Annotated in this window: 12 protein-coding genes; 7 read left to right on the forward strand and 5 right to left on the reverse strand. The window is 73.0% G+C overall.

Annotated elements, in window-relative coordinates:
- The first annotated feature begins 37 nt into the window (after positions 1–37).
- Both ACFV5H_RS11355 and ACFV5H_RS11360 read left to right on the forward strand, forming a co-directional pair.
- Positions 38–466, forward strand: a complete 429-nt coding sequence (locus ACFV5H_RS11355; protein WP_385049466.1) for a DUF3291 domain-containing protein — start codon at positions 38–40, stop codon at positions 464–466.
- A gap of 82 nt (positions 467–548) precedes the next feature.
- Positions 549–3,569 carry an alpha-mannosidase gene (locus ACFV5H_RS11360; protein WP_385049463.1) on the forward strand — a complete coding sequence of 1,007 codons (3,021 nt, stop codon included), beginning with the start codon at positions 549–551 and terminating at the stop codon, positions 3,567–3,569.
- A gap of 5 nt (positions 3,570–3,574) precedes the next feature.
- Here the strand turns inward: ACFV5H_RS11360 and ACFV5H_RS11365 are convergent, their stop codons facing one another.
- Positions 3,575–4,276 carry a FadR/GntR family transcriptional regulator gene (locus tag ACFV5H_RS11365; RefSeq protein ID WP_385049461.1) on the reverse strand — a complete coding sequence of 234 codons (702 nt, stop codon included), beginning with the start codon at positions 4,274–4,276 and terminating at the stop codon, positions 3,575–3,577.
- A gap of 154 nt (positions 4,277–4,430) precedes the next feature.
- Between ACFV5H_RS11365 and ACFV5H_RS11370 the strand changes: the two genes are divergently transcribed.
- From ACFV5H_RS11370 to ACFV5H_RS11385, 4 genes are read left to right on the forward strand one after another with little or no spacing between them, the layout of a single operon-like run.
- Positions 4,431–5,789, forward strand: coding sequence for an enolase C-terminal domain-like protein (locus ACFV5H_RS11370; RefSeq protein WP_385049458.1), 1,359 nt, complete (start codon positions 4,431–4,433; stop codon positions 5,787–5,789).
- On the forward strand, positions 5,786–6,541 hold the full coding sequence (locus tag ACFV5H_RS11375; RefSeq protein ID WP_385049455.1) for an SDR family NAD(P)-dependent oxidoreductase: 756 nt from the start codon (positions 5,786–5,788) through the stop codon (positions 6,539–6,541). The genes ACFV5H_RS11370 and ACFV5H_RS11375 overlap by 4 nt, the downstream gene beginning before the upstream one ends.
- On the forward strand, positions 6,538–7,518 hold the full coding sequence (locus tag ACFV5H_RS11380) for an aldo/keto reductase (protein ID WP_385194228.1): 981 nt from the start codon (positions 6,538–6,540) through the stop codon (positions 7,516–7,518). Before ACFV5H_RS11375 ends, ACFV5H_RS11380 begins: the two co-directional genes overlap by 4 nt.
- Positions 7,515–8,354 carry an amidohydrolase family protein gene (locus tag ACFV5H_RS11385; RefSeq protein ID WP_385049449.1) on the forward strand — a complete coding sequence of 280 codons (840 nt, stop codon included), beginning with the start codon at positions 7,515–7,517 and terminating at the stop codon, positions 8,352–8,354. The genes ACFV5H_RS11380 and ACFV5H_RS11385 overlap by 4 nt, the downstream gene beginning before the upstream one ends.
- Here the strand turns inward: ACFV5H_RS11385 and ACFV5H_RS11390 are convergent.
- Positions 8,342–9,763, reverse strand: a complete 1,422-nt coding sequence (locus ACFV5H_RS11390; protein WP_385194231.1) for a lipase maturation factor family protein — start codon at positions 9,761–9,763, stop codon at positions 8,342–8,344. The two genes, ACFV5H_RS11385 and ACFV5H_RS11390, sit on opposite strands and share 13 nt — an antisense overlap.
- 135 nt (positions 9,764–9,898) lie before the next feature.
- On the opposite strand from ACFV5H_RS11390, the gene ACFV5H_RS11395 reads away from it, so the two are divergent.
- Positions 9,899–11,995, forward strand: a complete 2,097-nt coding sequence (locus ACFV5H_RS11395) for a SpoIIE family protein phosphatase (RefSeq protein WP_385049444.1) — start codon at positions 9,899–9,901, stop codon at positions 11,993–11,995.
- Positions 11,996–12,331: 336 nt separating this feature from the next.
- Here the strand turns inward: ACFV5H_RS11395 and ACFV5H_RS11400 are convergent, their stop codons facing one another.
- The 3 genes from ACFV5H_RS11400 to ACFV5H_RS11410 all read right to left on the reverse strand — a co-directional run bounded on the left by ACFV5H_RS11400 (position 12,332) and on the right by ACFV5H_RS11410 (position 14,340).
- Positions 12,332–12,985: a zf-HC2 domain-containing protein gene (locus ACFV5H_RS11400; RefSeq protein WP_385194234.1), complete on the reverse strand. Its 654-nt coding sequence runs from the start codon at positions 12,983–12,985 to the stop codon at positions 12,332–12,334.
- Positions 12,986–13,136: 151 nt separating this feature from the next.
- Positions 13,137–13,658 (reverse strand): hypothetical protein, encoded by a 522-nt coding sequence (locus ACFV5H_RS11405; protein ID WP_385049439.1) that lies wholly within the window; start codon positions 13,656–13,658, stop codon positions 13,137–13,139.
- 136 nt (positions 13,659–13,794) lie between these two features.
- Entirely contained in the window at positions 13,795–14,340 is a 546-nt protein-coding gene (locus tag ACFV5H_RS11410) for a sigma-70 family RNA polymerase sigma factor (RefSeq protein WP_085571417.1), read from the reverse strand.
- Positions 14,341–14,522: the final 182 nt, after the last annotated feature.

Below are 14,522 nucleotides of genomic sequence, written 5' to 3' on the forward strand. Positions count from 1 at the left end.
GATAGTGCCACTACCCAACTATGGAGGCGAGACTACCGTGCCTACTCTTCCCTGGGTCACGCCGCACCCGGTGGGCCCCGACACCACCCACGCCTTCGTCATGGCCTCCCGCTTCGAGGTGCGGTCACTGAAGGACGTCCCGCGCTTCTTCCGGAAGTCCCTCTCCGCCTGGGGCCAGGTCCGCAAGGCACCCGGCGCCCTCGGCGCCTCCCTGGAGGCCCGGCCGTTCGGCAGGGTCTTCTACACGCTGTCCGCGTGGGAGAGCCGGGAGGCGCTCTACACCTACGCCCGGACCGAACCGCACAAGAGCGTCATGACCGGCGTGCGCGAGACGATGAGCGACTCGACGTTCACCTTCTGGGAGGTGCCCGTCAGCGGGCTGCCGGTCGACTGGAGCGACGCCAAGCGCCGGCTGGAGGCCCAGGCGCGGGCCGGCGCCCCGGACGGGCACGGCACCGCCCACTGAACGGCGGCCTGGTTCGAACGGGCGCGCGCCGGGGGATCCGTACCCCTGGTGACCACCCGTCCTCACCCATGGAGCGCCCCGCATGCATGACGACCGCCCCCTGGTCGAAGCCCGCCTCGAACGCGTCCTCGACGAGCGCCTCCGCCCCGCCGTGTACCCCGAGTCCGTGCCCCTCGAGGTCGCGGTGTGGCACGCCCCGGGCGAGCCCGTCCCCGTCGCCGAGGGCCTCGCGGCCGAACCCGAGCCCGTCGAGGTGGGCACCCGCTGGGGCGCGCCCTGGGGCACCAGCTGGTTCCGGGCCACCGGGACCGTGCCCGAGGCCTGGGCGGGGCGGACCGTGGAGGCGGTTCTCGACCTCGGCTTCGACGAGAACATGCCCGGCTTCCAGTGCGAAGGCCTGGTCTACCGGCCCGACGGCACCCCCGTGAAGGGCCTCAACCCCCGCAACCAGTGGGTGCGCGTCGGCGCGCCCGCCGAGGGCGGGGAGGAGGTGCGCCTGCACATCGAGGCCGCCTCCAACCCCGTCGTCCTGGGCCACCACCCCTTCCGGCCCACCCCGCTCGGCGACAAGGAGACCGCGGGCAGCGCACCGCAGTACACCCTCGCCCGCATGGATCTCGCCGTGTTCGACGAGAACGTGTGGCAGCTGGTGATCGACCTCGAGGTGCTCGGCGAGCTGATGGCCGAGCTCCCGGTCGACTCGCCCCGCCGCTGGGAGATCCTGCGGGCGGTGGACCGGGCGCTGGACGCCGTCGACCTCCAGGACGTGGGTGGCACGGCGGAGCGGGCCCGTGCGCGCCTCACCGAGGTGCTGTCCGCCCCCGCCGTCCCCTCCGCCCACCGCGTCAGCGCCGTCGGCCACGCACACATCGACTCGGCGTGGCTGTGGCCGCTGCGCGAGACCGTGCGCAAGGTCGCCCGTACGGCGGCCAGCATGACGGCCCTGCTGGACGACGAGCCCGAGTTCGTGTTCGCCATGTCGCAGGCCCAGCAGTGGGCGTGGGTGAAGGAGCACCGGCCCGAGGTGTGGGCGCGGGTGAAGAAGGCGGTGGCCGACGGGCGGTTCGTGCCGGCCGGCGGCATGTGGGTGGAGTCGGACACCAACATGCCCGGATCGGAGGCGATGGCCCGGCAGTTCGTGCACGGCAAGCGGTTCTTCCTCGACGAGTTCGGCGTCGAGAACGACGAGGCGTGGCTGCCGGACACCTTCGGTTTCGCCGCCGGACTGCCGCAGATCATCAAGGCGGCGGGCTCCGAGTACCTGCTGACGCAGAAGATCTCCTGGTCGCGGACGAACGGCTTCCCGCACCACACCTTCCGCTGGGAGGGCGTCGACGGCACCCGGATCCTCACCCACTTCCCGCCCGTCGACACCTACAACTGCTCCATGAGAGGCGCCGAGATCGCCCACGCCGTCCGCAACTTCAAGGACAAGGGCGTCGCCCGCCACTCCCTCGCGCCCACCGGATGGGGCGACGGGGGCGGCGGCACCACCCGCGAGATGGTCGCCAAGGCGGCCCGGCTGCGGGACCTGGAGGGTTCGGCGACGGTGACCTGGGAGACACCGTCCGCGTTCTTCGCGAAGGCCGAGGCCGAGTACCCCGAACCACCCGTCTGGGTGGGCGAGCTGTACCTCGAACTGCACCGGGCCACCCTCACCAGCCAGGCCGGCACCAAACAGGGCAACCGCCGCAGCGAGCACCTGCTGCGCGAGGCCGAACTGTGGGCGGCCACGGCCGCCGTGCGCACCGGATTCGCCTATCCCTACGAGGAGCTGGACCGGATCTGGAAGACGGTGCTGCTGCACCAGTTCCACGACATCCTGCCCGGCTCCTCCATCGCCTGGGTGCACCGCGAGGCCCGCGCCACCTACGCCCGGACCGCCGCCGAGCTGAACGGCGTCATCGGCTCCGCCCAGCGCGCCCTGGCCGGCGAGGGAACACTCCCGCTGGTCTTCAACGCCGCCCCGCACACCCGCGCGGGGGTCCGGGCGGGCGGTGCGGGGCCGGCGGTCGTCGAGGGCCGTACGACGCTCGACGCGCGCCCCGGCGGCGGTCACGTCCTCGACAACGGCCTGCTGCGGGTGGAGACCGACGCCCGGGGCCTGGTGGTCTCCGCCCATGACATCGACGCCGACCGCGAGACCATCGCCCCCGGCCGGGCCGGCAACCTCCTCCAACTCCACCCGGACTTCCCGAACATGTGGGACGCCTGGGACGTCGACGAGTTCTACCGCAACACGGTCGTCGACCTGACCGACGTGGACGAGGTCGCCGCCGGTCAGGACGGCGCCTCGGTGCGGATCGTCCGCTCCTTCGGCGACTCACGGGTCACGCAGGTGCTGACGCTGCCGCCGGGGGAGCGGCGGCTCGTGGTGGACACCGAGGTCGACTGGCACGAGACGGAGAAGTTCCTCAAGCTCGCCTTCCCGCTCGACCTGCACGCCGAACGGTACGCGTCCGAGACGCAGTTCGGGCACTTCTTCCGGCCCACCCACACCAACACCTCCTGGGAGGCCGCCAAGTTCGAGGCGTGCAACCACCGCTTCGTCCACCTGCAGGAACCGGACTGGGGCGTGGCGGTCGTCAACGACTCGACGTACGGCCACGACGTGAGCCGTACGGTCCGCACCGACGGCGACGGCGGTACGACCACCACGGTGCGCGTCTCCCTGCTGCGCGCCCCGCGCTTCCCCGACCCCGAGACCGACCAGGGCGTGCACCGCTTCCGGCACGCGCTGGTGCCGGGCGCGTCCATCGGCGACGCGGTGCGCGAGGGCTGGCGGATCAATCTGCCCGAGCGACGGCTCACCGGGGCCGGCGAGGTCGCCCCGCTGGTGACGGCCGACCGGGACGCGGTCGTGGTCACGGCGGTCAAGCTGGCCGACGACGGCAGCGGTGACGTCGTCGTCCGCTTCCACGAGGCCCACGGCGCCCGCGCCCGCGCCACGCTCACCACCGGCTTCACCGCCACCGGCGTCGAGGTGACCGACCTGCTGGAACGCCCGCTGAAGGACACCCAGGCGCCCCCGCTCGACGGCGACCGGATCACCGTACGCCTGCGCCCCTTCCAGCTGATGACGCTGCGGCTGAAGCGGGCCTGACCGGCTCAGTCCTCCAGCCGGGCGCGCAGCCACTCCTCCACCGCGCCCACGTGCGCGGCCGCCGCCGCCCGCGCCGCCTCCGGGTCGCGGGCGGCCAGGGCGCGGTGGATCGCGGCGTGTTCGCGCCGGGTGCGGGCGAAGGCGCCCTCCTCCTGGTACCCGCGCCGGACCCGGGCCCGGAAGGTGCGCGAGGACAGGCCCTCCAGGATCGCGGCCGTCGTCCCGTTGCCGGCGGCCGCCGCGATCTCGCGGTGGAAGGCCAGGTCGTGGGCGAGGATCTCCTCCGGGTCGTCGGTGGCGTTCATCGCCGTCAGGTGCTTCTCGACCTCGGCCAGCCGGTCCGGGGTGATCCGGGCGGCGGCCAGGGCGGTCGCGTGCGACTCCAGGACGCGGCGCACCTCCAGCAGTTCGACCAGTTGCCGCCCCCGGGACAGGTCAGCCACCACCCCGAACGTCTCCAGCAGGTCCCCGGCCTCCAGCCGGGTGACGTAGATGCCCGAGCCGTGCCGGGCCTCGACCACCCCCAGCACCGTGAGCGCGCGGATCGCCTCCCGCATCGAACTGCGGGAGATGCCCAGCCGGGCGGCGAGCTCCCGCTCGGTGGGCAGCCGCTCGCCGGGCTCCAGTTCACCCTCGCGGATCATCGCCGTGATCCGTTCGATGGCGCGCTGCGTCACCGTGCCCTTCTGCGGGGCCGTCTCCTCCACGCCACTCCTCCACTCACCGGATGCGCCGCAGTCTAACGACGGAAGTGGTCGGACCAAATCCGGTCAGATGGCGGATCCGGCGCGCCAGAAGGGTGTTCTCATCGGCAAGTGGTCTGATAAATATGCGATTCCGTCCCCCATCGAAAGGCCCTCCGTGCCCCCGCGACCCGCCCGCATCACCGCCGTCGACACCTACGACGTCCGGTTCCCCACCTCGCGCGAACTCGACGGCTCCGACGCGATGAACCCCGACCCCGACTACTCGGCGGCCTACGTCGTGCTGCGCACCGACGCCGCCGACGGACACGAGGGGCACGGGTTCGCCTTCACCATCGGGCGGGGCAACGACGTCCAGGTCGCCGCGATCGAAGCACTCCGCGGCCATCTCGTCGGACGGTCCGCCGACGAACTCTGCGCCGACCCCTCCCTCCTGAACCGCGACCTGACCGGTGACAGCCAGCTGCGCTGGCTCGGACCCGAGAAGGGCGTGATGCACATGGCGATCGGAGCCGTCGTCAACGCCCTCTGGGACCTGGCCGCCAAACGCGCGGACAAACCGCTGTGGCGGCTGCTCGCCGAGGCCGACCCCGTCTGGCTGGTCCGCCAGATCGACTTCCGCTACCTCACCGACGCCCTCACCCCCGAAGAGGCCCTCGCCCTCCTGCGCCGCGGCCGGGAGGGCGCCGAGGAGCGCACCGCCCTGCTGCTGGAGCGCGGCTACCCCGCCTACACCACCTCGCCCGGCTGGCTCGGCTACGACGACGGGAAACTCACCCGGCTCGCCACCCAGGCGGTCGCCGACGGCTTCCGCCAGATCAAGCTCAAGGTCGGCGCCGACCTCGACGACGACCTGAGGCGCTGCCGGGTCGCCCGCGCGGCCGTCGGGCCGGACGTGCGCATCGCGGTCGACGCCAACCAGCGCTGGGACGTGGACGAGGCGATCCGCTGGACCAAGGCCCTCGCCGCATTCGACCCGTACTGGATCGAGGAACCCACCAGCCCCGACGACATCCTCGGCCACGCGGCGATCCGCCGCGCCGTCGCCCCGGTGAAGGTGGCCACCGGCGAGCACGCGCAGAACAGGATCGTCTTCAAGCAGCTCCTCCAGGCAGGCGCCGTCGACATCGTCCAGATCGACGCGGCCCGCGTCGGCGGGGTCCCCGAGAACCTGGCGATCCTGCTGCTCGCCGCCAAGTACGGCGTCCCCGTGTGCCCGCACGCCGGCGGGGTCGGCCTGTGCGAACTCGTCCAGCACCTCTCGATGTTCGACTACGTGGCCCTCACCGGCACCACCGAGGACCGGGTCATCGAGTACGTCGACCATCTGCACGACCACTTCCTCGACCCGGTGGTGATCCGCGACGGCCACTACGCGGCACCCCTCGCGCCGGGCTTCTCCGCCGCCGTGCGACCGGAGTCCCTGGCGCGCTACACCTATCCCGACGGCGGCTTCTGGGCCGCCGACCCGGACACACAGAAGAACAAGGACCAGGACAAGGAGCAGGCCGCATGAACGACTTCGAGGGACTGACGGCCCTGGTGACCGGCGGTGCCTCCGGCATCGGCCGGGCCACGGCGGAACTCCTCGCCGAGCGCGGCGCCCGGGTGGCCGTCCTCGATCTCGACCCGTCGACGGTCGGCGAGCCCCTCACCGGACACCGTGCCGACGTCACCGACGACGCCTCGGTGCGCGCGGCGGTGGCCGCCGCCGTCGACGGCCTGGGCGGCCTCGACGTACTGATCAACAACGCCGGCATCGGCGCCCGGGGCACCGTGGAGACCAACTCCGACGAGGAATGGCACCGCGTCTTCGACGTCAACGTCCTCGGCATGGTCCGCACCGCCCGCGCCTGCCTGCCGCACCTGCGCGCCTCCGCGCACGCGGCGATCGTCAACACCTGCTCCATCGCCGCCACCGCGGGCCTGCCCCAGCGGGCCCTGTACAGCGCCACCAAGGGCGCCGTGTACTCCCTCACCCTCGCCATGGCCGCCGACCACGTCCGCGAGGGCATCCGCGTCAACTGCGTCAACCCGGGCACCGTCGACACCCCCTGGGTCGGCCGGCTGCTGGACGCGGCCGACGACCCGGCCGCCGAACGCGCCGCCCTGGAGGCCCGCCAGCCCGCCGGCCGCCTGGTCTCGGCCGCCGAGGTCGCCGGTGCCGTCGCCCACCTGGCGAGCCCGCTGTCCGGCGCCACCACCGGCACGGCCCTCGCGGTCGACGGCGGCATGCAGGGACTGCGGCTGCGCCCGGAGAGCCGGTGAACCCCCGCCGGCTCGGCCGCAGCCGGGTCGAGGTCACCGCCCTGGCCTTCGGCGCCTCCGGCATCGGCAACCTGTACACCGAGGTCGACGAGGAGGCGGCGCACGAGACGGTGCGGGCCGCCTGGCAGCGCGGCATCCGTTACTTCGACACCGCCCCGCACTACGGCCTCGGCCTGGCCGAACGCCGCCTCGGCGCGGCCCTGCGGGAGCACCCGCGCGACGCGTACACGGTGTCCACGAAGGTGGGCCGCCGCCTCGAACCCGTCGCGCACACCGGCGGCGACGACCTCGCCCACGGCTTCGCCGTCCCCGCCACCCACCGCCGCGTCTGGGACTTCAGCGCCGACGGCGTACGCCGCACCCTGGAGGCGAGCCTGGAACGCCTCGGCCTGGACCGTGTCGACGTCGTCTACCTCCACGACCCCGACGACCACGCCGAACAGGCCTTCCGCGAGGGCTACCCGGCCCTGGAGCGGCTCCGCTCGGAGGGTGTCGTCGGGGCGATCGGCGCCGGCATGAACCAGACCGCGATGCTCACCCGCTTCGTCCGCGACACCGACGTCGACGTCGTCCTGTGCGCCGGCCGCCACACCCTGCTCGACCAGAGCGCCCTGACCGGCCTGCTGCCCGCCGCCCGGGAACACGGCAGATCGGTCGTCATCGGCGGTGCCTTCAACTCCGGGCTCCTCGCGGACCCGAGGCCGGGCGCGACGTACAACTACACCCGCGCGCCCGCCGGACTGCTGGACCGTGCCCTGCGGCTGAAGGAGGCCGCCGAACGGCACGGCACCACCCTGCGCGCCGCCGCCCTGGCGTTCTGCGCCGCCCATCCGGCGGTCGCGAGCGTACTGGTCGGCGCCCGCTCGGCCGCCGAAGTCCACGACTGCGCCGACCAGTTCGCCGCACCGGTACCCGCCGCCCTCTGGCAGGAACTGCGCGACACCGGCTTGCTGCCGCCCGAGGGGGAGCCGTCGTGACCGTCGACGCGCACCACCACGTCTGGGACCTCACCGTCCGCGACCAGGACTGGATCACCGGCCCCGAACTCCGCCCGCTGCGGCGGAACTTCACTCTGGCCGACCTCGCACCCGAGACGAGCGCGGCCGGTGTCGGCCGTACCGTCCTGGTGCAGACCGTCACAGTCCCCGAGGAGACCCCCGAACTGCTGGCGCTCGCCGAGGCCCACGAGCCGGTCGCCGGGGTCGTCGGCTGGACCGACCTCACCCGCCCCGACATCGCCGACGAGCTGGCCCGCCTGCGGGAACTGCCCGGCGGACGGTATCTGAAGGGCATCCGCCACCAGGTCCAGGGCGAACCCGACCCCGAATGGCTGCTGCGCCCGGACGTACGGCGCGGACTCGCCGCCGTCGCCGACGCGGGCCTGGTCTACGACCTGGTCGTCCTGCCCCGTCAACTGCCGGCCTGTGCGGCGGCGGCCGGGTCGCTGCCCCGGCTCACCTTCGTCCTGGACCACCTGGGCAAGCCGCCCATCGCCTCGGGCGCGCTCGAACCCTGGGCGTCCGGCGTCCGCGCCCTGGCCGCACTGCCCAACACGGTGTGCAAGCTCTCCGGCCTGGTCACCGAGGCCGACCGGGCCTCCTGGACCGTCGACGACCTGCGCCCGTACGCCGACGTCGTGCTGGACGCCTTCGGCCCCGGCCGGCTGATGTTCGGCTCGGACTGGCCGGTCTGCACCCTCGCGGCGGCGTACGGCGACGTCCTCGCCACCGCACGGGAGCTGACCGGGGGCCTCGACGCCACCGCACGCCGTCAGCTCTTCGAGACCACCGCCACCCGCGTCTACGGCCTCTGAGCCGGCCCCGTCAGCCGGGTCGGGGGCAGGAACTCCCGCACGTACGTCCGCTCCCAGCACGCGCCCGTCTCCCGCAGCTCCCGCCACGTCGTGTAGCGGTAGCGGAAGAGGCGGGCGCGGATGTGCCGGGGCGGCGCGTCCGCGGGGAACGGGGAGCGGCGCAGCAGCCTCAGCGTGTCCCGGTCGCCCTCCAGCAGCCGCTCCACCAGCGTGCCGAACCACGGACCCGCGTACGCGGGCGACAGCGCGGCGAACCACATCAGCCAGTCGAGCCGCAGATGGTACGGCGCGAACTGCCGCGGCCAGCGCCGCGGATCACCCGGCTTTCCCTTGAACTCGTACTCCCGCCAGCAGGCGTCCTTCCGGGGCACCTCGTCCGCCGTCCCCTCCACGACCACCTCGTACCGGATCCGGCTGACGCTGCCGAACGCCCCGTAGGTGTTGACCAGGTGCAGCGGGTCGAAGGAGCGGTTCATCACCTGACGGCGGGAGAGCATGTTGCGCACCGGCCGGTAGCCGAGGCCGAGCAGCAGCGCGCACACCGCGAGGACGACGACCACGTACCACAGCGGCGCGTCGGGCACCGCGGGCGGATCGGCGGGGAACGCGACCGCGGGCAGGGCCAGCACGATCGTGATCCAGTTCAGCCACGCGAAGTTGCCGGACAGCACCAGCCAGAGCTGGGTGACGATCATCAGCGACGCGGCGGCCGTGGCGACCGGCTGCGGGGCGAACAGCAGGAACGGCACGACGAGCTGGGTGACGTGGTTCGCGGCCACCTCGACGCGGTGCAGCGGCTTCGGCAGATGGTGGAAGAACCAGCTCAGCGGCCCCGGCATCGGCTGGGTCTCGTGATGGTGGTCCAGGCAGGTCAGCTTCCGCCAGCACTCGTCGCCGCGCATCTTGATCAGCCCCGCGCCGAACTCCACCCGGAACAGGATCCACCGCAGCAGGAACAGCACCACGACCGGCGGCGCCACCTCGTCGTTGCCGAGGAAGACGGCGAGGAACCCGACCTCGAGGAGCAGCGACTCCCAGCCGAACGAGTACCAGGTCTGCCCGACATTGACGACCGACAGGTACAGCGCCCACGGCACCAGCCACAGCAGCATCCCGCCCCACAGCGGAAGCAGCGAGTCCAGCCCCGCCAGCAGCGCCGCCGACACCGCGCAGCCCGCCCAGGCGCACACGGCGAAGAACCGGTCCGAGTAGTGCCAGTGGAACAGGCTCGGCGACCTCCTGAACGGCACCCGCTCCACGAAACGCGGCACCGGCAGCATGCCGCGCTCCCCGATCAGCGCGCGGAACTGCAGCGCCGCCGTCAGGAACGCGACCAGATACAGCCCGGCCAGCGCCCGCTGGAAGACCAGCCGGCCCGTCCAGTACTCGGACGCGGTGAACCACTCCACGGCCGTACGCTCCCTCCTGCCCCGTCCCGCCGACACCTCTGTGACTCTCCGTATACCACCGCGCGGACCGCGCAACCCGCGCGCGGACGGCGCCCAGCGGTCGAAGAATCGCGTGAACCCTGGCAAGGTGGGCCCATGGCTGATCGGGGAGCGAGCCCCCTGCCTCTCCCGGACGACTGGCCGGACCACCCGGATCCGATCCTGGCGCTCAACCGCATGGGCGGTTTCGACTGGGACCTGGACGCCGGGGTGATGCAGATGGACGCCCAGGCGCACGAGATCTTCGACCTGCGCCCCGACGAGTACGACGATCGCCCCGAGACCCTGGGCAGCCGGGTCCCGCCCGGCGAGGCCCGGCGCCTGGACACCGTCGTGTCGCAGGCGCTGAAGGCCGGCAGCGAGAACTACGGCGCCTACTTCCGCGTCCGCTGCCGCGACGGCTCCCTGCGCTGGACCCACACCCAGGGCTACATCCGCCGGGACGAGTCCGGTCGGCCCCGCCGCATCATCGGCATCGTCCGGGACGCCACCCAGGAGCTCCGCGACACCGAGGCCCGGCGCGATCAGGCGCTCCAGGAGGACATCCGCCGCCGGCAGACCAACGTCGTCCAGCTCACCACCGCCGCCCTCGCCCACGCCCGCACCGTGCAGGACGTCATCGACGTCCTCAAGGACACCCACGGCCTCACCCATCTGGGTGCGACCAGCCTCGTGATGGGTCTGGTCGAGGCGGGCAGGATCCGGCTCATCGCGGAGGGCCCCGCGGGCAGCTTCGTACCGGGCACCGATGTCACCGGGATCGAGGAGCCGTACCCGATGAGCGAGGCGGTGCGCACCCTCAGCCCGCGCTTCATCGAGTCACCGGAGGAGTTCGCCGAACGCTATCCGGGGCTGTGGCAGGGCATCACCGGGCTGAAGATCACCTCGGCGGCCTATCTGCCGCTGATCGTCCAGGCCCGTCCCATCGGCGCGATGGGGCTGCTCTACAGCGACCGGCGCGGCTTCACCGCCGAGGAGCGCAACATCCTCGTCGCCCTGGGCAGCAGCATCTCCCAGAGCCTGCAGCGCGCGATGTTCTACGAGCAGGAGATGGACCTCGCCCAGGGGCTGCAGCAGGCCATGCTGCCGCGCACCATCCCCAGCGTGCCCGGCGCCGACCTCGCCGTGCGCTACCGCGCCGCCTCCATCGGCGGCTCCCTCGGCCGGGACATCGGCGGCGACTGGTACGACCTGATCCCGCTGCCGGGAGGCCGGGTGGGCGCCGTCATCGGCGACGTCCAGGGCCACGACACGCACGCCGCCGCCGTCATGGGCCAGCTGCGGATCGTGCTGCGCGCCTACGCGGCCGAGGGCCACCCGCCGGCCACCGTGATGGCCCGCGCCTCCGTCTTCCTGGACGAGCTCGACACCGACCGCTCCGCGACCTGTCTCTACGCCGAGGCCGACCTGTCCACCGGCGTGCTCCAGGTGGTCCGGGCCGGTCACCTCGACCCGCTGGTGCGCCGCACCGACGGCTCCTGCCGGCGCGTCCCCGTCCCCGGCGGGCTGCCGCTCGGCCTGTCCGCGGAGTTCGGACAGCTCGACTACCCGGTCGGCACGATGGAGCTCGATCCCGGCGACACCCTGCTGCTGTGCACCGACGGTCTGGTCGAGCAGCCCGGCGCCGACCTCGACGAGGGCATGGAGACCCTCTCGGCGCTGGTCGCCGTCGGCCCCGACGACGTACGCGACCTCGCCGACCGGCTCATCGACGTGGCCGGGGAACGCGGCGGCGGCGACGACGTGGCGCTGCTCCTGCTGCGCCGCCGCGCCCTGGACAGCGCGCGGCCCGACGGCCGGCTCAAGCAGCGGGTGACGCCCGGCGACCCGGAGGCGCTGGCCGAGACCCGGCGCATGATCCGTACGGCGGTGGGCACCTGGGGCGCGGGGGAGCGGGCCGACGAGATAGAGCTGGTCGCCGACGAGATGATCACCAACGTGCTGATGCACACCGAGGGCTCCGCGGTCGTCACCCTGAGGGCCCTCACCGGCAGCGAGCGGCGCGTGCGGGTGGAGGTCGAGGACTCCTCCAGCGCCCTGCCGCGCCGCCGGGAGGCGGGTGAGTCGGGCGTCTCCGGGCGGGGCCTGCTCCTGATCGAGACGCTCACGGACGTGTGGGGCGTGGAGGCACGCGGCGGCGGCAAGTGCGTATGGAGCGAGTTCGTGGTGGCGAAGGATCCCGGCCCGGCCTGAGCACGCGCGGTCGCCGTACCGTCGGCGCGGTTTCGGGGGCTCCTGCGGGCACGGCGGGGGAGCACCGTCCGCACGGGAGGGCCCCGCGGCAGCCGTGCCGCAGCGGCAGGACTGCGTGGAGCGCGTGCCGTACCGGGAGCCGGCCGGGCGCGGGGCGATGCCGGCAGCGTGGGACGGTGCCGTGCCGGGCGGCCCCGTCGCGCCCGCCGCGGTGCCCGAGCGGCCTGACCGCCGGTGCCCCGGACGGCCCTCCTGACGTATGCCGGAACCACTCTCCCGCGAAGGCGGACGCCGGCGGCTCAAGGGCGCCGCGCACCGCGCTGCCCGCGTGGGGCCTCACCGGGGCTTCAGCGTCACCAGGCTGTCGCCCTCCGCCGTACGCACCTCGTAGCGGGCGATGTCCTCGGGGTGCATGGCGGAGCCGCCGAGCACCGTGTGGGGGCGGGCGTCGAGACGGGGCACGCTCCAGCTGGTCACCGTCTCCTCGGAGCCGTCCCGGCCGACCACCACCAGACGGCAGGTGCGGGGGCCGGCACCGTCCTTGACCTCCATCTCCACATTGCTGCCCCAGGCCTCGTCCTGAGTGGTCACCTGGGCCCACACCCCGGACCGCTCGTCGGTCGCCGCGACGCTCACGGCGCTCCCGCCGTCGTCCCGCGCCAGCACCGCGACCGCCGGCGCGGACACCGCGACCACCACCGAGGCGGCCAGTGCCAGCAGCAGCCGGCGCCGCCCCGCCCGGTTGCGGGCCGCCACCTGGGACAGCAGCCGGTCCAGCATCCTCGGGCCGGGCTTGGCCAGCGGGTGCACCAGCCGTGGGGTGGAACTCCGGTACAGCATCAACTGGCGTGCCGCGGGACCGAATTCGGTCACCTGGACAGCGCACTGGGGGCACTCCATGAGGTGGTCCTCGAAACGGAACGCGTCCGCCTCGTCCAGCACGCCGAGCGCGTAGGCGCCGACGTCGCGATGCCTCTCCAGGGACCTCATGCCGAATCCTCGTGCCGTTGGGTGCGGGTGGGGTTACTCCTTGCTCCCACCGGTACGCACCAGGCAGCCGAATCACTCAAGCGACGTGCCGAATCGTAACCAAGGGATTCGGAGCGGACCGGCCCCCGGATTGGTCGGATCGGCGAGAAAACTAGAAAAGGTGGATGGCGAGGTGGCCGAGCGGCAGCCCGAGCTGCCACGCCGGTGTCCACACCTCGGGTCCCTCGTCCTCACCGGTCACCGCGCCGCCGCCCGGCACCGCGTTCAGGTCGGGCGCGAGCAGCTCCGTCTCCCGCAGCCAGCGCCAGGCCTCCCGGGCCAGCTCCAGGTCCGGATCCGGCGCGTCCCGGCCGGCCGCGGCGGCGTCCGCGGTCAGCTCCCGCAGGCGCCCCTGCACCCACTCCTGCCACGGCTGGTCGTACGCGGTCAGCGACAGCCAGGTCTCCAGCTGGGTGACCACCCGGATGCCGGACAGCTCGCCGTCGGTGTCGGACAGGAACACGGTCAGCGCCAGCGCGTCCCGGCCCGCGCGGAACTCGAAGGACGTCGGCGGCATCAGATCGCCGCTGCGCAGCAGTTCGTCGGCGATGTACTCGGCGTACAACCAGGCCATGGGGACGGTCAGTTCACCGTCGCCGGTGCCGTCCGTGTTCTCTCGACCTCTGTGCAGCATCCCTTCCTGCCTTCCTCCGGTGCGTGCGCGTCGCCCGAACCCGGGCCCCCGGTCCGGAACACGGATGAGGACAGCCGATTACTCAACCGGGGTGGTCGGCAAGGCGCTTTGCGAAGGTTTGACTCTGCCTTCGGTTTCACCGCATGTCGGAGGCGTATCCGGGGAGCACCCGGCGCAGGGCGCGCAGCGCGTAGTACGCGCGGGACTTCACGGTACCGGGCGGAATCCCGAGGGCCGTCGCCGCTTCCGCCACACTCGCCCCCTGGAAGTACACGAGCACCAGGACTTCACGGTGCTCCGGAGTGAGTGTCTTCACAGCCTCGCGGACGTCGAGCGCGGCCGCGGCCCGCTCGGCGTGGTCGGAGATCACCCGGGCGTTCTCCAGCACGGCGTCCCCGACCTCGGCCGGCCGGGCCTGCCGGGCCCGTCGCGCGTCGATGGCGAGCCGCCGTCCCACGGTGAGCAGCCAGGGCCGTACGGAGTCGAAGTTCTCGGCACGCAGGGCCTCGGGGTGCTGCCAGGCGCGCACCAGGGTCTCCTGGACCAGATCCTCCGCGCGCTGCCGGTCCCCGTCGCAGAGCCGGAGCAGCAGCGCGAAGAGGGGCCGGCCGTGCTCGCGCTGCAGTGCGGCGAGCTCGTGCTCGGCGGTCGTCCCGTTCATGAGTGTGGTTCCGGCCGTCATGGCCGTATGGCAGCGCACGGCGCGACGCGGGGACAGGGCGTGCACAGGAGCGTGCGGCGGACGGTCGATCGCGTCGACGAACGGTTCGACGAACGGTCGGGGAGGCCGTTCGCGCACGCCGGACGGCCTAAAGGGCGTGTCGGAACAGCGATGGGCATGATGCGGCTTCTTATCTGTTCATC

The organism is Streptomyces sp. NPDC059787 (genome assembly GCF_042732315.1).
Taxonomy (GTDB): domain Bacteria; phylum Actinomycetota; class Actinomycetes; order Streptomycetales; family Streptomycetaceae; genus Streptomyces; species Streptomyces atrovirens.

Bases quoted from the DNA above. Each gene is read 5' to 3' on its own strand.
- ACFV5H_RS11360 (WP_385049463.1), top strand. From the start codon at position 549: ATGCATGACGACCGCCCCCTGGTCGAAGCCCGCCTCGAACGCGTCCTC.
- ACFV5H_RS11375 (WP_385049455.1), top strand. From the start codon at position 5,786: ATGAACGACTTCGAGGGACTGACGGCCCTGGTGACCGGCGGTGCCTCC.
- ACFV5H_RS11395 (WP_385049444.1), top strand. From the start codon at position 9,899: ATGGCTGATCGGGGAGCGAGCCCCCTGCCTCTCCCGGACGACTGGCCG.
- ACFV5H_RS11400 (WP_385194234.1), bottom strand. From the start codon at position 12,985: ATGAGGTCCCTGGAGAGGCATCGCGACGTCGGCGCCTACGCGCTCGGC.
- ACFV5H_RS11405 (WP_385049439.1), bottom strand. From the start codon at position 13,658: ATGCTGCACAGAGGTCGAGAGAACACGGACGGCACCGGCGACGGTGAA.
- ACFV5H_RS11410 (WP_085571417.1), bottom strand. From the start codon at position 14,340: ATGACGGCCGGAACCACACTCATGAACGGGACGACCGCCGAGCACGAG.